Genomic DNA, 21371 nt, shown 5'->3' on the forward strand with positions numbered 1-21371 from the left:
AATACTTACGCTCTATCGGATTGGCTTTCAATTACCTTACAATGCTGTAAGTTTTGAAGGGATAATTTGAACTGCATGACCTTCTATGCAACGTGTTACTACGATGTTTCCACTATCTCCTTCCCTTACAACGTTTCCATCATATAAGAAATAAGCTCCATTACTTTTTTATAATCCTTTTCAAAGTTTGGCTGGATGGTACTAATTTGCGCAACGTTGAGTTCCTTTAAGTATGTACTGTCACCATGGAGTAAAAAGCCATTCAATTCACATGTTTGGATAATGTGAGGCATTTTTTCATGTTGCCACGATGCAATCATCGGATACATCGCCTTTACAGGTAAACTTGAATTTTTGATAAGCTCCATACGTTTTTCCAATACAATATAGCGTTCTGGGTATGCCTTCAACGCATCGCTTACTGCCTTAATATAAAAATGCGGTAACGTAAACGGAATTTGTTTTTCGATATAATAAGGTAAATTTAAATAAAGTGGTGCATCACTCGCACTCGGTAAGTCCTTGCAAAAAACGAAAGCCAGACCCGCTATCGTTCCGAGCGCCTTGCCACTGACTGCTGTCGCATAATGCAGACCTTCCATTAAAAAAGGAAGCGCAGCAAAAGAACTAATACAATCCGCACACAACTTTACCTTATATTTTTGTGCCAGTTCCATAAGTGGTTCGAGCGGGTTCAAGGTGCTATTGGATGTCTCACCATGGACAAAAATAATATAATGGTAGTTCCCCTGCTGTATTGACGACTCGATTTGCGATATATCAAATACATTACCCCACCCGAAGTCCAGGCACTCGACATGTAACCCCCATTGTTTTGCCTGATTTTTTAGGCGATTGCCGAATTCCCCGTTCACTAAAATAAGCCCTTGCTCCTGAGGGAATTCACTTTTCAACTGACCGAGCATTACATCATTGGCTAGTGTCCCTGTACCAACTAGCGGAATGACATGATTTGCTTGTGCCAACTTGCATAGCTGTTGCTTCATATCCTGAAGCTCCTGATGGAATTTATGGGAGCGATGGGAAATGGCCGTTGGTGCAATCGAATGGTCAAGCGCAACTGGACCTGGATAAAACACAATATTTTGCTCACGTAGTCGCTCTCGAAATACTTCACTATCTTTGCGCGTTAATACCATTGGCAAATAGCGTGCCTCCTGTGTACCGACAGCCGGTGCAAACTGTTTAAAACCCATTTGTGTATACAATTTTTCTTCTCTTACAGTCCCTGAAATGACACAGGCTGTATAGCCCAAATCATAGTAATAACGATAAATTGCTGTGGCAAGCTTCGTAAAAACACGTCCGTTACGATGTGCCTTTTTCACGGCAAGCAACCTGATTTCACATAAATATTCGCAAACTTCAGGATCCAGATGGTTTTCAACATTTCCGATTTTCTGGTCAATCGAAAACGGCCTTTTATCTCGAAAGGCAGCCATTCCAACTACTTCTGTATTTTTATAAACTATGAGGTACACATTTTCATGATGAAATTTATCAATAAGTCGCTTAGATGAATTAGGCTGATGCTGTGGTATTTCTTCTACAAACGTTTCATAATTTAATGCAGCAATCGCATCAAATTCTTTTTCCGTTGTGGCAATTTTACTCCAATACATTAGGCTTCACTCTTTCTATAATGCTATGTCTTTGCTTCCAAATAACAAGCAAAAGTGCAATGAATACGATATATCCAGCTTCTATATTAATACTCGTAACAATTCCATAAACGATAAAACCACCAACCATACTAAGCGTGGCACTTTTCGTAACGAGCAGACACATTAAAAAACCACCTAAAAATGATAAAAATAATAAAGGCGAAAAAGCGAGTATTGCTCCGATAACCGTTGCTACACCTTTCCCACCTTTTCCACGATTCCAAAATGGATACAAATGACCAAGCACGACCGCAATGATGCCCACTGCGATTGTCAGTTCAGGTAGCTCAAGAACACGCCCTGTAACAACAACGGCTACACCCTTTAAGCCATCCCCAATTGCAACAATGGCAAAAGCTGATTTTCCAAGTGTTCTTCCCGCATTTCGTGCCCCTAAATTCCCACTGTTTTGCTCGTGTAATTTGATTCCTTTTATTTTTGCAACTACTGCCGCTATTAAAATTGTCCCAAGTAAATAACTGGCTATAATAAAGAGCATCGTATTATCCCCTCTGTTGCTTTATTCACAAGTTAATAAACCGTCCTCGTTATACTCAAAAGTTAACGTTTTTTGTGATTGTGCAAAATTTTCAAAACATGCATCAATCGTTTTCATGTTTTGATTATGTGATTGGTTAATACTTATAAATGCTATTCCAGTACCGAGAATAATTGCACCGATTGAACCTGCTAGAATACTTCCCTTCCATTTACTCATCTATTTTCACTCCTTAAATAAATATACTTAATCGGGAGTTTCCCGCCCTTTTATTATTAGAAATCTATTATACTACTATTATCAATTACCATTTACAAGGAGTAATCTATGAAAAAATTTGGTATTCCCTTAGGCATTGTTTTAATCATTTTACTATTTATTGGGATTATTTGTATAGCGATTGCCGCAGAGGTTGGTATTTTATTGCTTGTCGGCATTGAATTTGAAAATTGGAAATATTTAGTTAGTTTCATCATTTTATACGGTATCATTGAATTTGCGCTTGTAATGGTGTCTGATGTCCTAATCGAATTGAAGTCAGAGCAGCTTCATCGTTTCCATCAGTATTTTGCACACATGTTTATATCCTTTACGCTTTTAATGACGATTTCCTTATTAATGGAATCCATTTATCTTCCTCTTTACGGTGGCATAGTCTTTGCCATTGGAACAGCCACATTGTATTTACTGTTTAATTCCGGCTCAAAAAAAGGGAGAGCAGAAAGCTAATTTTTTGCGTTGTATGCTATACTTATTTCCATAATCGAAATATAAGGGGGCACTCTTTAATGAGTCACTTACAAACTTTAGATGCTTATTTCACAGAGCATCGCGAACGTCATTTAGCAGAGTTGAACGAATTTTTACGCATTCCAAGTATTTCTGCCTTATCTGAACATAAAGACGATATGACAAATGCGGCAAACTGGTTGGCAGATCACTTAAAATCATTAAACATAGAAAATGTATCAGTTGATGAAACAGCCGGTCACCCTGTTGTATACGGCGAATGGCTACATGCAGAGGGCAAGCCGACTATTCTGTTTTATGGTCACTACGATGTACAACCCGTAGACCCGCTTCATTTATGGGAAACACCTCCTTTTGAGCCGGCAATCCGTGATAATAAGCTTTTTGCCCGTGGTTCTTCAGATGATAAAGGACAAGTATTTATGCACTTAAAAATGATTGAAGCGTTATTTGCAACTGAAGGTACATTGCCAGTCAACGTGAAATTTATTTATGAAGGTGAAGAAGAAATCGGCAGTCCATCCCTTCCTCAATATACGGAAGACAACAAGGAAAAATTAGCGGCAGATTTAATCGTTATTTCCGATACAGGTCTTTATGCTAAAGGGAAGCCAGCAGTGTGTTACGGCTTACGTGGATTAACGGGTGTGCAAATTGATGTGCGTGGCGCAAAAGGTGACTTACATTCTGGTCTCTATGGCGGTGGCGTTCAAAACGCGATTCACGCATTAACAGAAATTTTAGCATCATTCCGCGATGAGCATGGAACAATTCAAGTAGATGGCTTCTATGATAAAGTATTGCCTTTATCTGAAGAAGAGCGTCAGGCATATCGTGACCTGAACTTTGACGAGGATGCTTTGAAAGAAGAAGTTGGTGTGCAGGAGTTATTCGGTGAAGCGGGCTATTCTTATTTAGAGCAAACTTGGGCACGTCCTACATTGGAAATCAACGGTGTATTCGGTGGTTTCTCCGGTGAAGGGATTAAAACAGTATTACCTGCTGAGGCTGGCGCAAAAATTACTTGCCGCTTAGTACCGAACCAAGACCCTGAAGAAATTGTAGCATTATTAAAAGCACATATCGAAAAGCATAAGCCTGCCGGTGTCGAAGTAACGATTTCTGAATTCGATAAAGGAAAGCCTTACATTACACCATTTGATCACCCAGTGATTCAAGCAGCTGGTCGTTCATATGAAAAGGTATACAACGTACCAACAGCCTATACTCGTGGTGGCGGCTCGATTCCAATCGTTGCAGCATTCGATGAAATTTTGGAATTGCCAGTTGTACTAATGGGCTTCGGTCTTTCAAGTGAAAACTTCCATGCACCGAATGAGCACTTCCATTTGGAAAACTTCGATCAAGGTTTACGCGTACTTGGTGATTACATGTTTGAAATTGCCAACATTAAATTATAATAACGATTTCAATAAAAATAAAAACTCCGGTGCACACTACTGCACCGGAGTTTTTTTCCGTACGAGACCATATAAAAATAGGGGGTTTTATATGTTGTCGAAGTCGTATACGAAAATTGAGTAAATAGCATATTAAATTTAGAGTGCAAATTAACTTCCAAGCAATTCGCCTCGCTTGTTGATTCCATCATAGCATTTCCATTTCCTGAATAAAATGTGTTCCCAGCGTTTGACATATAATCATCACAACTTTTGTTCACAATTTCTTAACAAGGAGAAGAATTATAAAAGAAACTCCTCTTAAATAACCCCGAACAAAAAAGGCACACCAAAAGTCGAAACTTCTAGTACACCTTTTCTATTAAAGCGCATTTAAAATCATGCCTACTGATGCATAAATGAAGACTGTTCCAAAAACAGCCATCATATGGAATAGCGAGTAGCCGAACATAATATTAGCCCACTTTTTCTCTTCGCGTTTCTTTGATGCCGTGATACTCATACATAACCAAATAACACTCAGAATGAGCGAAACAATCGTTAACCCTAAGCTAAGTGGGTAAAACAGAAAGCTTGATAAACATAACAGCACTAAATAAATATTCGATTGAATATATGTGCGTCGCTCCCCTTTTGCTACAGGTAGCATCGGGATATTCGCTGCGGCATAATCTTCTTTTTTACGAATGGCAATGGCATAAAAGTGCGGCATTTGCCAAATTACCATGATTAAAAAAAGAGCCCATGCAGCTGGATGCCAAATATCCGGAGCTACAGCTGCCCACCCAATTAACGGTGGCATAGCGCCTGAAATACTCCCGACTTCTGTGTTCCAAATAGTGCGGCGCTTCGTCCACATTGTGTATGGCACAACATAGAAAAATACACCTAAAAATCCTAGCATAGCCGCCAATGGTGAAGCTAAATAAAGCGCTACACATCCAAGTATCAATAAAATCGTCGCAACAATCAGTACTACCTTGGCAGATAACTCTCCAGTAACCGTTGGACGTGTTTTTGTTCGGGGCATAATTTGATCAATATCTCGGTCATATACGTTATTGTACGCACCAGCTGCGGCAATGACTGCTGCAGAACCAAGAATTGCAAAAATAATAGCTGGAATATGTTCAATAAAATTTAATTCATATGTGTATAGGGCAAGCATTAATGCCGCAATCATCGGAATTAAATTTGATTTAATAATGCCAGTCTTCACAGCTTGCGCCCACAATTGTCGATTCGATTGCGTTTGCATATTTCCTAATCCTACTTCCTAATTAATCACTTTCTCTAGTATACCCCAAATGGGTCATAAAGGGTTAATATCCAGGCTTTTTTTCTCATTTTTTCATAGAATACTCTGAGATAATGTAGACACAATTACATTGCCAATTAACTCAATTCCTTTTCCCTCTCACGATAAATCCATTTAATCAGCGGCAATATACAGAGGAAAATAAAGAGCAAACGAAAGAGTTGGAATACTGTTACGACTGAAATATCCGCTTTTACAGCTGCTGCGAGCAAGCCCATTTGGTCAAGTCCACCCGGTGCTGTACTTAAAAAGCTTGTTGCAAAGCTTAAGTTTAAAAATTCAGCAATCAGCAGGCTAGTGCCATAGGTAAGTACAATCATTGCAATAGTACTCAATACTCCCCCGACCAGAACTTTTGCAGGTAAACGCAAAGTTGCTGGTTTTAACAATAAGCCGATATATGTACCAATCAATAGCTGTGCTATATGAAGAACATCACTCGGCATTGTCGGTGTATCAATACTAAATAACTTCAAAGCAATAACAACGATAATCGGCGTCAAAAAATGGGCGACAGGCAACTTTAGCTTTTGACCAATAGGTACAAGTGCGGCAGACAAAATAATGAGCAGGACTACTTGCCAAACATCCATAGTAAGCGGAATTGAAGCTCCACCGGCGACATTGCCAGATACTAAAAACGGGATAAGCAACACAACACCTAATACACGCACTATATGGAAATAAGTAACCGCTGTTAAATTAACATCCCCTTCTTCTTCCGCAAACAATACAAGTTGCGATAATCCTCCAGGTACATTTGCAGCAACTGCTGTCTTAAAAGTAAGTCCCGTCGTACGAGAAATCCCCCATGCAATTCCTAAACAAAATAAAAACAGCAAAATATTCACAATAACCATAAATAACATTAACGACTGAAAATCGGAAAACAAAGCAAAATCAAACTGCTGACCAATCGCGACTCCAACGATAATGAGCCCCGTATTTCGTAAAGTGGCCGGCCAGCGCAGACGGTCTTTTATAAAAAACTGTGCAATCAGTACAGAAAAAATAGGACCGATCAGCCACGGAATCGGTAAAGAGAGGGCTGAAAATAAAAGTGCACCGATTAGTGCAATGATAAATGCAAGAAACATAACGCCCCTCCTCTTTAATAGTAGTTAGTTATATTTTAGCTGAAACTATTTCGTAAAGCGAACAAGTAGCGCGTATAAACAGAAAATGTAAAATTCTTTTTTTACAATAATTAGGTGTTCTACCCACCTTTTATGCTAAAAAAAACAAAAAATCAGTATTTTAATAGTATCATTTATAAATATTTTAAAAAGAATTTTTATCAGGATAGATTTATATTTATACATTATTTTTCATTGTTAAATCTTGTTATATAATAAATATAAATTATAATACTATAGAGTTAAATCAATATTCTACTCAATTAACTGATGCTAAAATCCCTTCTGTATCAGTACATGAAGCTATGTATCCTAGTTAAGAAAATATACACTTTCACTTTACAAATATAGTTATGTAGTTATTTTTGTAAGCCTTTTCATTTGTAACTTCCCTTTTGTAGGTGCATAATCAAATTATAAAGTTAATAAACTTTAAATTGAGTGATAGAGGTGTAGTTAAATGATCTATGCAAATCCTAATACTGCTGGTGCAGTAGTTAACTTTAAAGAAAAATACGATAACTTTATCGGTGGCGAATGGGTAGCTCCTGTTAAAGGGCAATACCTAGATGTAAAATCACCTGTAACTGGTAAAGTATTTACAACAGTTGCACGTTCAACTGAAGAAGATATTGAATTAGCATTAGACGCAGCACATGCAGCTAAAGGTGCCTGGGCACAAACTTCTGTTGCATACCGCGCGAATATTTTAAATAAAATTGCAGACCGCATTGAAGAAAATCTAGAAAAGATCGCTGTTGCTGAAACTTGGGACAATGGTAAAGCAGTACGCGAAACATTAAACGCTGATATTCCTTTAGTAGTTGATCACTTCCGTTACTTTGCTGGTGCGATTCGTGCACAACAAGGCGGAATTTCTGAAATCGACAACGATACAGTAGCATACCACTTCCACGAGCCAATCGGGGTTGTCGGTCAAATTATCCCTTGGAACTTCCCATTATTAATGGCTTCTTGGAAAATTGCTCCGGCATTAGCGGCTGGTAACGTAATCGTAATGAAGCCTGCTGAACAAACACCAGCTTCAATTATGGTATTAATCGAGTTAATTCAAGACTTATTACCAAAAGGCGTATTCAACATTGTTAATGGTTTAGGGATTGAAGTTGGTAAACCACTTGCTACGAACCCACGTATTAACAAAGTGGCGTTCACTGGTTCTACTGGTGTAGGTCGTCTAATTATGCAATACGCTACAGAGAATATTATTCCTGTAACATTAGAGCTTGGCGGTAAATCACCTAACGTCTTCTTCCCAGACGTAATGGATCATGACGATGAGTATTTAGATAAAGCTATTGAAGGTTTAGTAATGTTCGCATTAAACTCAGGCGAAATTTGTACTTGTCCTTCACGTGCATTAGTTCATGAATCAATCTATGACAAATTCATGGAGCGTGTATTAGAACGAGTTAAAGCAATCAAAATTGGTAACCCGTTAGATACAGAAGTAATGATGGGTGCTCAAGCTTCAAACGAGCAATTACAAAAAATCTTATCTTACATCGAAATCGGTAAAGAAGAAGGCGCTGAATTATTAATCGGCGGCTACCAAAACCAATTAGATGCTGACCAAGAAGGCGGCTACTATGTGGCACCAACAGTATTCAAAGGTCACAACAAAATGCGTATCTTCCAAGAAGAGATCTTTGGTCCAGTTCTTTCTGTAACAACATTCTCTACTTTCGAAGAAGCTATGGAAATCGCTAATGATACTGAATTCGGTTTAGGCGCTGGTGTATGGTCTCGTAACATGGATACAGCTTACCGTGCTGTTCGTGGTATCCAAGCTGGTCGTGTTTGGACAAACACTTACCACCAATATCCTGCTCACGCAGCATTCGGTGGATATAAAAAATCAGGTATTGGTCGCGAAAACCACTTAATGATGTTAGATCACTACCAACAAACAAAATGTATGTTAGTAAGCTACAACAAAAACGCTCAAGGGTTCTTCTAAACCGAAGCGACTTATTAGAGGATGTACTTTTATAGTGCATCCTCTTTTTTATAGGGAGGATGTTTATGGATAAGCTTATCGTAACCGAAAAAGCTGTTGAAGTAATCGAGCTGTTGAAGGCGAAGCACGGCAACTTAGTATTTGAGCAGTCTTCTGGATGCTGTGATGGCACGGTGCCGATGTGTTTCCAAGCAGATGGTCATTATATTAGCAGTCAGCTTGTACTAATCGGAGAAATTGCAGGTGTTCCGTATTACATTGATAAGCATCAAGCGGAGTATTTAAAACATATGCAACTACTTGTTGATGTGATGGAAGGACGCGGTGCTTCATTTTCATTGGAGAGCGCGGAAGGCTTTGCTTTTTTGATGAAGTCTAGTGTAATGGAATAAATATAAAACGGGGCTGGGACAAAACCCGCCTCACAATAAACAGCCGTTCAAATTTTACGATTAGTAAAATTTGAACGGCTGTTTATTGTGCCTACTTCGTAGCCGTAGTTCTCCGTTACGGCGGACGCTTTCCTGGGGTGGGGGCACGGCTCGAGCCAGTAGTCTCTCCCACGTAAGAGGATAACACCTCTCCGAATATTTTCTTTATAAAGCGCAAAAAGAGAAATTGCATTGTGCAATTTCTCTTTTTGCGTGAACTGGAACTAATTCTGTCCCAGCCTCTTTATTTTATAATAATACCGGTGGATAAATAGGAATAGACAACGTAACGAATGCAACACTTAGTAATAAAATTGATAATTTCACATTTTTCTTCATATTTTCGTCTCCTTTATAGTTAAATAAATTGGATTGCTTTTTCAAACTTTTTTTCCTGTCGGTAGTACTCACCTAATAAATAAGAAAATTGCTGGTGGATTACTTTAAATTCTTCATTATTTGCTGTAAACGGAATTAACCTCCCTTCTAAAAAAACCATTGCTTTCTTTTCTTCTCCTGTTAGCAAATATAAATAAAAAGAAGCAAATAAATTAAAACTTATTTTTTTCATTTTTTTTGCTTCTTCCTTTAAAACAGTAAAGGTTTTTATACTCTCTTCCCCTTGGTTGAGGCGATATTGTGTAATGCCTAGATTGTATAAACAAAATAAATAGTTATCACTATTTTTCCCCATTAAAGAAGCACTTTTTTCAAAGTAGACTAATGCACTTTCATACTCTCCTCTTATTTGGTACAAATCCCCCAAATTATGATAGATAGCAGGCAGTAGCTGCTGTTGCTGCAAAAGTTCCACATTTCTCAATAGATGTTCATAGATTTCGATTGCTTCATTAAATACTTTCCCTTGAGAATAATAAAGCGCCAACGACATTGATGTATAAATAATTCTTTTAAAATTAAACTGGTCCTTATAAAATTGAAGGGCTTTTCTACCGTAAATAATCGCCTGGCTTGTCTCTTCCAACCGCCCTTTTATTAAAGAGAAGTGGTAATAAAACTCCCCTTCCAGTGAACCTAGATCCGGATGTAGATTAAGAATCTGAGTAAGTTCAACAGCTGCTTCAGCATATTTCCCTCTTGTTATTAAAACTAATGCATAATAGTAGGAATGTAAATATTTCTCATGTTGGGAAAAATTCTTACGGTGGGCATTTAGCCACCTTAACTGGCCTTCTGCTAGTTTATATTCATTGAAAAACACATAATAACGTAATTTATAAAGCTCGTATAAATAAATGCATTCCGTAAAGCCGATAATTTCTTCGTATTCTTTCAATCTTTCCATTATTTCTTTCGCTTTTTCATTCTCTAAATAGTTTATATGTTTTTGTAAATTATTCAGTAATATAATAATATTCTGCTCGCTGTTTTCTACATCATGTATGTTAATATTCAACCGTTCCAGCAACAGGCGAATTGTCTCACTGTTAGCTTCTTTATTGTTATTCTCGATTTTGCTTAAATGGGGTATTGAACAAATCCCCGCTGCTACCGCATTTTGAGTCATTCCCAATTTTGTACGGTAGTACTTAATTAATGAACCTATTTTCATTCAAATAAACGCCCCTTTCGAATGGCTAGGTATTTTATCCAGTATACTTAAATTTTTCCCAATAATCAAAAAAATGAAAATATGTTAGATTCAAATAGTAATCTTATCATCTATTTAGAAAAGGGGTCAGGAAAAAATGAAAAAAGTAAAAAGTACATTATTAGGTCTTTTGATGGCGGGAGCATTAGTAAGTCCTGTGCAGGCGACAACATTGAATACTGAAGACAGCTCGGCTAATAACGTCGGTCAGGAAAAGTTCCGAGTGTATGTTGAAGCAAATAACCAATCGGCAAAGGCATCAGTAAAAACACAGTATTCTGCTCGCTGGGAGTTAACAGAAAACGGCTTTTCTACTGAAATGAATGAAAAACAGTTCCAAGCGTTGCAGAATAACAAAAATATCACAGTTACAAAAGTTCCTGTCGTTAAATTAGACACACTCAATCTGGAGGAGGATTATTCAGTAGAAAATCGAGAACCCGATGCGTCGATTTATGCTAGAGCTTCACAGCAAGTACCGTGGGGCATTAAAGCCATTTACAACAACAACTCGTTAACATCAACGTCTGGTGGTAGTGGTATTAATATCGCCGTACTGGATACGGGTGTCAATACTTCTCACAGTGACCTTGCTAATAATGTGGAACAGTGTAAAGACTTTACGACTGCAACACCACTTGTGAACAATAGTTGCACAGACAGAAACGGTCATGGCACACACGTTGCCGGTTCAGCATTAGCTGATGGTGGAAGCGATAGAGGTGGTGTTTACGGCGTTGCACCAGATGCTGATCTTTGGGCTTACAAAGTATTAACAGACAGCGGTTCAGGATATTCAGATGATATTGCTGCAGCGATCCGACACGCAGCAGATCAAGCAACTTCTACTCGTACTAAAACAATCATTAATATGTCACTAGGTTCTTCAGCCAATAACAGCCTCATCTCAAGTGCTGTCAACTATGCATACAGTAAAGGTGTTCTAGTTATTGCTGCAGCCGGTAATTCTGGCTATGCACAAGGATCAATCGGTTATCCGGGAGCATTACCGAATGCAGTTGCAGTTGCTGCTCTGGAAAATGTACAGCAAAACGGGACGTACCGTGTAGCTGACTACTCATCTCGCGGATATGCCTCAACAGCAGGTGATTATGTAATCCAGCAGGGAGATATTGAAATTTCAGCTCCAGGTTCGTCAATTTATTCTACATGGCATAATGGCGGATACAATACAATTAGCGGCACATCAATGGCTACTCCTCATGTATCAGGTTTAGCAGCAAAGATTTGGGCTCAAAACCCGTCATGGTCTCACACGCAACTGCGCTCTAACTTACAAACAAGAGCAAAGGCTGTAGACATTAAAGGTGGTCACGGTGCCTCGACAGGCGATGACTACGCTTCAGGATTCGGTTTTGCCCGCGTTCAGTAATTAATAGAAATATAAGTTAGGTATATTAACAATAGTAGCCAAACCGAGGCCATAGTTTTGGTTTGGCTACTCTTTTTTATCGTTTTAAATAAAAATGATTGATATAACATGGCAATTGTACGTATATGATTACTTTACATAAAAAAACACCAATTTTTACATCTAATAAGACGTAAAATCAGTGCTTCAAATATTAAAAATTCTAAGTAATATTCTTTACTTTTTTCTAAGTATTGAGTAAATCTTTGGCAAATCGATATTTGCTGTAGAAATCTTAGAATACATCGATTCCTATTAACCATACATCTAATGCTTCAACTAATGACATTAAAATTTCCATCTCAACCCCCCCTTTCACTTAAAAATATTACTATATTTTGAAAAAAAGTAGTAATATTATTCGTATACGAATAGGAGGTAGTTTATGTTTTTATCAAATGCAGTCCGTGATGTACGTTTATTAAAAGGAATGACTCAACGGGACGTTAGCGAGGGAAATATTTCTCAAGGTACATATTCAAAGTTTGAAAAAGGAACTGCAGATATCCCTACCCAAGCGTTAATTGGTATCTTGAATAATCTTAATATTGATTTGGAGGAAATACTCTTTATCGCAAACGGCTATAGCTATACAGAAGAAGAAAAACTGTACCGTGAGTTTTTTAGATTTTCTGTTACAAATACTAATTCATTGGAAGAATTCATTTATAAGTGTGAAAAATATTTGGAAGTAAGGAACGAATCCACAATTGCTTTCCTTCACCAAATTTCGGAATTTTTATTAGAAGCTTTTCGAAATGAGGATATATATTTCAACAAATCTCAAGCGCTTCATTTTTTAGATTTCTTTTCTAACAAAGAACAACTATTTATAAAGGACTTATATATAATAAACGCTATTTTCTTTCTATTCCCGGTAGAAGTCGCCCATTTAACGATTGAATATGTCGAGAAATCCCTTAAAAAGTATAAGGATTTCCAATCAATTAACCGTATAGAAGTTAATTTCAGACTGAATTATAGCTTAATGTTAATAAAGGATAAATTAGAAGATAAAGCTTTGCAGCAACTTGATCTGCTTATACCGAAAGTGAAAAATTTTAAGATGCACTATCAAATGGCTATTGTCTATATACGCAAAGGAATTTGCCTACATAATTTAAATCAAAAAGAAGAAGGTGCTGATTATATCCAGCGGGGGTTATTGATTTTGGAAACAATCGAAGAACATGATTTATATAGCCACATGCAAAAGGAAATTAATAAGTATCAATCAAGTAACAAATGAATAAACAATAATGAGACTACACCTGGAAAGTGTTAAAAGCCAATTCACACTATTTTTTAGTATGAATCGGCTTTTGTTACGGAAAAAATCAATACATTCCCGCAAAATTATTTGTTCTCAAAAGAAGCTTTGATATAAATCCAATCCTACGTGCCACTAATTTAAAACCCTCCGCTTCTTTTCATTAAAAAGCACTACGATAATAATTAGTGCACATAAACTGCTTGCACAAGCTAAAAAAGCCCCTGCATGTAAATAACTCGTTTGATCTAAAATATATCCAAAAAGTGGCGGGATAATAAAAACACCTACAGAAGCAAATGTCACGCTATATCCACTCGCTGAGCCACTCAACGTTTCCGGAACACTTTCAACAGCTAAGTTCATCCAAATCCCATTAAATCCGGATAGTGAAAAGCCGATCGTTGCAATGACCATTAACAGCAGCAGACGATCTTGGACTATATGTAAACCAAATAAAGCCGATGGTAGCCACAACGCAATAATGAACAGCACGATCCAACGGTTGCTTCGTAAAAACTTGTCACTAATCACTCCCCATAGAACGCGACCAAGTGCCCCGAAAATTTCAGAGCAGGCAAGCGCTAAACCTGCTAAATAAACAGCCCATACCTTTATCTCAATTAAATATAATAGAAGATACGTATTAAACGTAACTTGTATGCCCATTAAAATGAGCGCAACTAAAGTAGAAAAAAATAGCGGCGTTGATTTCATTAATTTTTTCATCTGAGAAATTAAAGATACTTCTGTAGCACTATGTGAACTAAATGTTTCCTCGTACGGTTTTAGTAACATATAGACGAATATACCGATTACTAATAATAAAAGGGATGCCATCGCAATTGTTTGCTGCCAGCCGATATATTCTGCAATGGCGATTAATACAATACTTGATAAAGCAGAGCCTAGTGTAATTGACATTTGCTTCATGCCCATCGGCAATGCTATTTTCTGAATGGGATAAAGCTGGACTAGCATTTTATTTGTTACAGGATGCATTCCTCCGTAACCAAGCCCTGCTAACATAATAAAAAGCAGCGCTATAAAGTAATTACCATCAATCGTAGCAAGTAAGAGAAAACCGCTACCGACAATTGACATCAACAACAGCAGCAGACGATGGGTTGCCACTTTATCAGCGAGAAAACCCATAGGCAATGTCGCTAAAAACTGTCCAACGAACAATGCGGTTGGCAGAAAGCCGATTTGAAAGCTCGTCAGCGTAAAACTTTCTCCAATATAAGCAGCAAATGGATTTAGGCTCCGTCCCACAAACGCGGTAAATAGCTGTGAGAGAACAATCAGCCATACGAACCATCTCACCTGTTTCATATTAGAACCCTAAGAATCTAGGAATTACTAAAACTAAATCCGGAATGTACGTAATAATGAATAATACGATAACCGATACGATTATGAACGGGAAAACAGCCTTTACTAAACGTTCAAACTTAATATCTGCCATCGATGATACGATAAATAGTCCTGTACCTACCGGCGGAGTTAATAAACCTAGCGTTAAGTTAATACAAATAATTACCCCAAAGTGTACCGGATCAATTTGAAGCGCGTGTACAAGAGGCATTAATACTGGTACTAAAATGACAAGCGCCGCAATACCATCGATTAACATACCGACAATTAATAATAAAATGTTAACTAACAGTAAGAACACCCAAGGACTTTCCGTGAAGCTTAAAATTAAGTCGGCCATTAATTGCGGAATTTGCTCAAACGCTATCATCCAGCCAAAAATGTTGGCCATAATAATTAAAAACGTCACCGTCGCAGTATTTGTTACTGTATTTACTAGCATTTTTGGAAACTTTTTAATATCTAGCTCTCGGTAAACAAATAACCCGATGATAATGGCTAAAAAGCACGCAACAGCTGCTGATTCTGTCGCTGTAAAAATACCGCGTAAAATACCTACCACTACTATTAAAGGAATAAGTAACGCCGGTAACGTCTTTAACACTCCTTGTAAAATCTCCTTGAAGGAACTGCGCTCACTTTTCGGGAAATTATGTTTATAGCCCATATATGCAATCATCATCATGAAAGCAATTCCATATAAGATCCCTGGTAAAATCCCTGCCATGAACATCGCACCAATCGATGTACTCGACAACGTTCCATAAATAATGAATATCATACTAGGTGGAATAATCGGCGCAATAATTGATGAAGCAAGTGTAATTGCCCCTGCAAACTCACGCTTATAACCCTCTTTTTCCATTTGTGGCACCATAACTTTACTCATCATCGCAGCTTGGGCGTTTGCAGAGCCTAAGATGGATGCTAAGAACATATTCGCTACAACCGTTACATACGCCAATCCACCACGGAAATGCCCTAAAATTAGCTTTGCAAAATTAACAAGCCTTGTCGTAATACCGCCCTCATTCATAATTTCACCCATTAACATAAACAAAGGAATTGCTAATAAACCAAAATTTTCGAGCCCTGAAAACATGCGAAGTGGTGTCGATTCCAACAGTAAAGCCTGCCCATTGATTAAAAAGTAAACAACTGTCGTTATCCCCAAAACTAAAGAAATTGGAATACCTAAAATTAATAAGATGACAAATACTGCAATTGTAATAAATGTCATACTACCTCATCTCCAATCTCTTTTTGCTGTGGTTTCTCTTCATTTCTAAATAGTCGAATCAGTCGTGCAACAATATGGATTGTGGCAAATAATATACCTGTCGGTACCGCACTGTATGGAATCCACATTGGCATACCTAGGGACGTAGACTTTTGAAGCATCGTTGAAGGTAGCATAAGCCACTTTACAGAATATACAAAAATAATAATTAAAAAAGCTAACATAATCACATCTTGGACAATTTTTAAAATCCGTTGCTTATTCTCTGATAACGCATCGAGTAAAAAAGTAACTGCGGCTTGTGTACCGTACTTCAAGCCCCAGCTACCTCCTATAAATGAAAACCAAATGAATAAGTAAATCGAAACTTCTGTTGCCCAAGGGAGTGGATCAGATAATACGTAGCGGAAAAATACAGCTGTTACCATGGTAAACGTTAAAATTGCCATTAAAACGCCCATGATAACTTCCTCTACTCTTGTAATAATATTGCTGAGCTTCGTCATCCTGCACCCTCCTAATCGCCGTTCGAATACTGTATTTGATTAACGGTTTGCTTCAATGAATTGCTTAATTAAGTCTGACTGACCTCCGTACTCACTATCAAAAGCTTCAATTTGTTTCTTAAATACGCTTGAATCTAGGTCATACACTTCCATACCTTGATCTGCAAGCTCTTTTCGGAACTCCTCTTCCTGACCAGAACGCGTTGTGACTGCGTAATCACTTGCTACCTTCCAAGCTTGTGTTACAGCATCTTGCGCATCTTGTGAAAGAGCATTGAATTTTTTGTCATTTGTTAAAATTGTTGACGGCCATACCATGTGATTCGTTACCGCCACATATTTTGCGATTTCAGCATATTTATTTGTAATTGTTGCGTCTAAATCCATATCCATCCCATCAATTACGCCTGTTTGTAATGCTGAGTAAACTTCCGTTAATGATAACGATTCTGGCGCTGCACCTGCATTACGGTAAAATGATTGTAGCGCTGGACTTGGTGTTACACGTAATTTCAGGCCTTTTAAATCGTCTGTAGAGTTAATTTTAGTGTCCTTCGTAACGATTGTACGTTGACCAGCAAACAAGTACGTTAAACCTTTAAGACCAGTACCTTCTACTTTCTTTAGTACTTGCTGACCTAAGTCTGATTGCGCTGCCGTATTTGCTTCTTCTAATGTCTCGAATAAATAAGGCGCAAACCATGCCGCCATTTCAGGTGTACGAGACGTTAAATATGCCGCTGTTATCATCGCCATATCAACTGACCCTGCTTCTACTTGCTGCACCATGTCTGCCTCAGAACCTAATTGGCTCGCTGGGTAAATTTCAACCGACATTTTGCCGCCTGTAATCGTCTCCAACTCTTCTTTAAATTTTTCAGAAGCCTGATGCCACATATGATCCGTAGGTGTAATATGTGCTAATTTAAACGTTACCTCTGGATATTCGCCTGTCCCTGCTGAAGCGCTATCCTCCACTGTTTCTTTATCATTGTTACAAGCCGCCAAAACTAAAAGTAACGTAAGCATTGCTGCAAAACTTAAAAGCTTTTTCATGAAATTGCCTCCCCTTTTATCATTTTTTTACTAAGCCTTCTTCTCACTCTTATTTCTTTTTCAAAAAATAATTCATATTTATTCAGAGCGGTAAAAGCAGTACAATTGTCATTTCATAAATAATGGATAGTTACTTTTACGCATTGCAATAAAATTCAGTTATTGGTACCTAACATTCAATGTTACTTCACATTAATTGTTAAGCTGCCCAGTGCACCATAATCGGCTGTTACTGTATCACCTGATTTCACAGCCACTGCATCAGTCATCGCACCCGCCAACACAAGTTCCCCCGGTTGGATGCCCCGTCCTTCTTTACTCAACAGATTCAGCAGTTCAATTACCGAATTAATCGGATGCTCTAAAATGGCTGCACCAGTTCCTTCATATTTCAGCTCATTATTGTGATATACATCCACTTTTATTTGCGCCCAATCAGTTGTAGTCGGTGCATAAGGCTGACTGCCTAACAAAAACTTTGTAGATGAGGCATTGTCTGCAATTACATCCATTAAAGAAAAGGAAAAGTTTTCGTAGCGACTATCAATAACTTCCAACGCCAAATACACATATTCTACTGCCGACCATACTTCATAAGGCATTAAATTTTCTCCGGCAATCGGTTTTTTAAAAGTAAAAGCAACTTCCGGTTCAATACGTGGATGAATGTGATCTGCTGCTGTAATTTCATTGTGGCTCATCAGCATATTGTTCGTTAAGCGACCGTAAATTGTGGATTCCACACCAACTTGAAGCTGCTTTGCTTTACTCGTTAAACCCATCTTCCAGCCTATAAATGCATTACTTGCCGAAATCGATTTTTCGATACTGAGACGTTGAATTTCGTATGCTTCCTCTGATGTTAGCGCCGGATTACTGATCGTAATTTTTTCAATTGCTTTTTTTTCCGATTGTGCCATAGCGATACGCTCTACATATTCATAAATTGTACTCACGATATACTCACCTTTTTTCCCGCCATTTGTTGTGCTACTTCAATAATCATATCTTCTTGTCCACCTACTACTTTACGCTTACCCAGTTCCACTAAAATATCACGGGCATCGACCCCGAATTTCTCTGACGCAACGACAGCATGACGTAAAAAGCTTGAATATACGCCTGCATAGCCCATAATAAAGCTGCCACTCGTAATATCTTGAGGTGCTGGCAAAATATTAGCGCGCACATCATCTGCTAAATCGAGCATTTTGTAAAGATCAATACCAGTTTCATAACCTAGGCGATCTAATACCCCGACTAAGACTTCCGTTTGCGTATTTCCTGCCCCAGCACCTAAACAGCACACACTACCATCAATCCTGTTTGCACCTGCCTCAACAGCAGCAAGAGTATTTGCAACTGCTAACGATAAGTTATTGTGTGCATGGAAGCCTATGTCTACCGACAAATGAGCTTTTAACAAACGAATGCGTGCCGTTACATCGCTTGGCAGCATTGCACCTGCCGAATCAGTAACGTAAACAGCATCTGCCCCATACTCTTCCATTAACTTCGCCTGCTCCAAAACAACTTCCGGCAGAGCACTATGAGCCATCATTAAAAACCCAACTACCTCCATGCCCATCGCTTTTGCTGTTTCAATATGCTGCTTTGAAACATCGGCTTCTGTGACATGTGTTGCTACGCGAACCATACGCGCACCTGCACCATATGCCTCTTTCAAGTCTTTGATCGTACCAATTCCCGGTAACAACAAAACAGCAATTATTGAGTTACCGGCCTCTTCTGCCGCGACTTTGACGAGTTCTATGTCATATACCTTTGAAAAGCCATACTGCAAAGATGAGCCTCCTAAGCCATCGCCGTGCGTCACTTCGATATAAGGAACCCCAGCTGCACTTAGTTGCTTTGTTACACTGCGCACCTGTTCTTTTGTAAATTGATGCCCTACAACATGGCTTCCGTCACGTAACGCTACTTCTGTTATCAATAACTTTTTCATGATATATGCACTCCTTCTTGCTGGAGCTGCTGCGCAATCATTTCAGCGACTTTCAAACCTGCAGCTGTCATTATATCCAGGTTACCGGCATACACCGGCAAATAATCTCCTAGCCCTTCCACTTCTAAAAATACCTTTACTTCGCGTCCATCCACCAAAGGTTCGATTTTCAAACGGTAGCCTGGTACATATTCGTTGACTGCCTGCACTATTTCTTTAATGGATTGCTTAATTTGTAATGGATCTTTCGCTTCTTCCTCTAATAAACAAGAAACGGTATCACGCATAAGCATTGGTGGCTCTGCTGGATTTAAAATAATAATGGCTTTCCCTTGTTTTGCACCGCCAACTTGTTCAATGGCACGAGCTGTTGTTTCTGTAAATTCATCAATGTTCGCACGTGTACCTGGGCCAGCGCTTTTTGAGGCAATTGTGGCAATGATTTCCGCATAGGCTACACTTTGTATGCGCTGAATTGCATATACAATCGGTATAGTCGCCTGTCCACCGCATGTAATCATATTCACAACTGGCTGATCGATATGCTTTTGTAAATTTACAGCCGGTACAACAAACGGTCCGATTGCTGCAGGTGTCAGGTCAACAATACGTTTTCCTAGTGGCACCAATGCATCAACATGTGTTTGATGTACTTTTGCTGAAGTAGCATCAAATAAAATATCCGCCAGCTCAGGTTGCTGCAAAAATCCTTCAATACCATTAGAAATCGTGTTTATCCCAACATCTTGCGCACGTTTTAATCCATCAGATGCTGGATCAATACCGATTAACACCGACATTTCCAAAGAATCCGAGCGCATGACCTTTTTCATCAGATCCGTACCGATGTTGCCGGAACCGATAATTCCTACCTTCACCTTTTTCATAGAACCTCCTATTAAACACAGCTTAGTTGAATTTTCCCGAGCGTTTCACCAAAGTCCGCTGTAAATTCGTCCCCTGGGCTTGCATCAAGTGCAGCGGATAGAGCACCCGATAAAATTACTTCGCCTTTTTTCACTCCAATATTAAAATCAGCTAACCGATTTACGAGCCATACAACACATGCGGCAGGATTGCCTAAAACATCTGTCCCTTTTCCGCTATTGACCAATTCACCATTTTTATAAAAATTCATTTCTACAGCAGGCAGGTCAATTTCCTCAATCGACTTCTTTATATCCCCTAACACATATTTCGCTGACGATGCGTTATCCGCTATCGTATCTAGCAACTTAATTTTCCAATCTTTAATGCGACTATCAACGATTTCAAGACTCGCAACGACATAATCGGTTGCTGCAAGTACTTGTTCCAACGTAACATTCGGACCAATTAAGTCCTCCTTCATGACAAATGCAATTTCTGCTTCTACACGCGGCTTAATACACTCGCTGCAATCAAGGACATTATTTGTTATAGCCATCGACGCCAGTAAATGACCATAATCCGGTTCATCTACATTGAGCAGCTGCTGCATCGCGCGCGAGGTCAAGCCAATTTTTTTGCCCGTAATATTGTCGCCGGCATTAACTTTACGATGTATTTGCTCAAGCTGAATTGAATAGGCATCCTTTAAACTTAAACTGTCGATTTGTTCCGTCAATGGTGCAATACCTTGACGTGTTTTTTCTGCTTGCGAAATTCTACTTGACCATTCAATTAAATTTACACTCATCATAGGTCACCTG

General features: G+C 38.6%; 20 protein-coding genes. 6 read left to right on the top strand and 14 right to left on the bottom strand.

Going from position 1 to position 21371, the window contains the following annotated elements; translation table 11 throughout:
* Positions 1–125 precede the first annotated feature (125 nt).
* From H9632_RS06550 to H9632_RS06560, 3 genes are read right to left on the bottom strand one after another with little or no spacing between them, the layout of a single operon-like run.
* The gene (locus tag H9632_RS06550; RefSeq protein ID WP_191703308.1) at positions 126–1643 is read right to left on the bottom strand and encodes an aminotransferase class V-fold PLP-dependent enzyme; all 1518 of its coding nucleotides are present in this window, start codon (positions 1641–1643) and stop codon (positions 126–128) included.
* On the bottom strand, positions 1630–2184 hold the full coding sequence (locus tag H9632_RS06555) for a glycerol-3-phosphate acyltransferase (protein WP_191703309.1): 555 nt from the start codon (positions 2182–2184) through the stop codon (positions 1630–1632). The genes H9632_RS06550 and H9632_RS06555 overlap by 14 nt, the downstream gene beginning before the upstream one ends.
* A 21-nt stretch (positions 2185–2205) precedes the next feature.
* Positions 2206–2403, bottom strand: a complete 198-nt coding sequence (locus H9632_RS06560; protein WP_191703310.1) for a hypothetical protein — start codon at positions 2401–2403, stop codon at positions 2206–2208.
* Between the two features lie 108 nt (positions 2404–2511).
* On the opposite strand from H9632_RS06560, the gene H9632_RS06565 reads away from it, so the two are divergent.
* Positions 2512–2913 carry a histidine kinase gene (locus tag H9632_RS06565; protein ID WP_191703311.1) on the top strand — a complete coding sequence of 134 codons (402 nt, stop codon included), beginning with the start codon at positions 2512–2514 and terminating at the stop codon, positions 2911–2913.
* Positions 2914–2972: 59 nt separating this feature from the next.
* The gene (locus H9632_RS06570) at positions 2973–4355 is read left to right on the top strand and encodes a dipeptidase (protein WP_191703312.1); all 1383 of its coding nucleotides are present in this window, start codon (positions 2973–2975) and stop codon (positions 4353–4355) included.
* 361 nt (positions 4356–4716) lie between these two features.
* Here H9632_RS06570 and cyoE read toward each other — a convergent pair whose 3' ends face one another.
* Together cyoE and H9632_RS06580 are read right to left on the bottom strand one after the other, a co-directional pair.
* Entirely contained in the window at positions 4717–5613 is an 897-nt protein-coding gene (gene cyoE, locus H9632_RS06575) for a heme o synthase (protein WP_191703313.1), read from the bottom strand.
* Between the two features lie 137 nt (positions 5614–5750).
* Positions 5751–6770, bottom strand: coding sequence for an AbrB family transcriptional regulator (locus H9632_RS06580; protein ID WP_191703314.1), 1020 nt, complete (start codon positions 6768–6770; stop codon positions 5751–5753).
* A gap of 499 nt (positions 6771–7269) precedes the next feature.
* On the opposite strand from H9632_RS06580, the gene exaC reads away from it, so the two are divergent.
* Positions 7270–8790 carry an acetaldehyde dehydrogenase ExaC gene (exaC, locus tag H9632_RS06585; protein WP_191703315.1) on the top strand — a complete coding sequence of 507 codons (1521 nt, stop codon included), beginning with the start codon at positions 7270–7272 and terminating at the stop codon, positions 8788–8790.
* A gap of 65 nt (positions 8791–8855) precedes the next feature.
* Positions 8856–9182 carry a DUF779 domain-containing protein gene (locus tag H9632_RS06590; RefSeq protein ID WP_191703316.1) on the top strand — a complete coding sequence of 109 codons (327 nt, stop codon included), beginning with the start codon at positions 8856–8858 and terminating at the stop codon, positions 9180–9182.
* Positions 9183–9579: 397 nt separating this feature from the next.
* On the opposite strand, the gene H9632_RS06595 is transcribed toward H9632_RS06590, so the two are convergent.
* On the bottom strand, positions 9580–10794 hold the full coding sequence (locus tag H9632_RS06595) for a helix-turn-helix domain-containing protein (RefSeq protein ID WP_191703317.1): 1215 nt from the start codon (positions 10792–10794) through the stop codon (positions 9580–9582).
* Between the two features lie 136 nt (positions 10795–10930).
* Here H9632_RS06595 and H9632_RS06600 point away from each other — a divergent pair, with 136 nt between their 5' ends.
* On the top strand, positions 10931–12226 hold the full coding sequence (locus H9632_RS06600; RefSeq protein ID WP_191703318.1) for a S8 family peptidase: 1296 nt from the start codon (positions 10931–10933) through the stop codon (positions 12224–12226).
* A gap of 424 nt (positions 12227–12650) precedes the next feature.
* Positions 12651–13514, top strand: a complete 864-nt coding sequence (locus tag H9632_RS06605; RefSeq protein ID WP_191703319.1) for a helix-turn-helix domain-containing protein — start codon at positions 12651–12653, stop codon at positions 13512–13514.
* 156 nt (positions 13515–13670) lie between these two features.
* Here H9632_RS06605 and H9632_RS06610 read toward each other — a convergent pair whose 3' ends face one another.
* The 8 genes from H9632_RS06610 to H9632_RS06645 form a co-directional block, all read right to left on the bottom strand.
* Entirely contained in the window at positions 13671–14870 is a 1200-nt protein-coding gene (locus H9632_RS06610) for an MFS transporter (RefSeq protein WP_191703320.1), read from the bottom strand.
* Position 14871: 1 nt separating this feature from the next.
* The gene (locus H9632_RS06615) at positions 14872–16152 is read right to left on the bottom strand and encodes a TRAP transporter large permease (protein ID WP_191703321.1); all 1281 of its coding nucleotides are present in this window, start codon (positions 16150–16152) and stop codon (positions 14872–14874) included.
* Positions 16149–16658: a TRAP transporter small permease gene (locus H9632_RS06620; RefSeq protein WP_191703322.1), complete on the bottom strand. Its 510-nt coding sequence runs from the start codon at positions 16656–16658 to the stop codon at positions 16149–16151. Before H9632_RS06620 ends, H9632_RS06615 begins: the two co-directional genes overlap by 4 nt.
* Positions 16659–16697: 39 nt before the next feature.
* Complete coding sequence (gene dctP, locus H9632_RS06625; RefSeq protein WP_191703323.1) at positions 16698–17714, bottom strand: TRAP transporter substrate-binding protein; 1017 nt, start codon at positions 17712–17714, stop codon at positions 16698–16700.
* Positions 17715–17896: 182 nt separating this feature from the next.
* The gene (locus tag H9632_RS06630) at positions 17897–18670 is read right to left on the bottom strand and encodes a 2-keto-4-pentenoate hydratase (protein WP_191703324.1); all 774 of its coding nucleotides are present in this window, start codon (positions 18668–18670) and stop codon (positions 17897–17899) included.
* On the bottom strand, positions 18667–19680 hold the full coding sequence (dmpG, locus tag H9632_RS06635; RefSeq protein ID WP_191703325.1) for a 4-hydroxy-2-oxovalerate aldolase: 1014 nt from the start codon (positions 19678–19680) through the stop codon (positions 18667–18669). Before dmpG ends, H9632_RS06630 begins: the two co-directional genes overlap by 4 nt.
* Positions 19677–20567: an acetaldehyde dehydrogenase (acetylating) gene (locus H9632_RS06640; RefSeq protein ID WP_191703326.1), complete on the bottom strand. Its 891-nt coding sequence runs from the start codon at positions 20565–20567 to the stop codon at positions 19677–19679. The genes dmpG and H9632_RS06640 overlap by 4 nt, the downstream gene beginning before the upstream one ends.
* Before the next feature lie 11 nt (positions 20568–20578).
* Positions 20579–21358 (bottom strand): 2-keto-4-pentenoate hydratase, encoded by a 780-nt coding sequence (locus H9632_RS06645; protein WP_191703327.1) that lies wholly within the window; start codon positions 21356–21358, stop codon positions 20579–20581.
* Positions 21359–21371: the final 13 nt, after the last annotated feature.

Origin of the sequence: Solibacillus merdavium, from assembly GCF_014836935.1 — a bacterium.
GTDB lineage: Bacteria > Bacillota > Bacilli > Bacillales_A > Planococcaceae > Solibacillus > Solibacillus ferritrahens.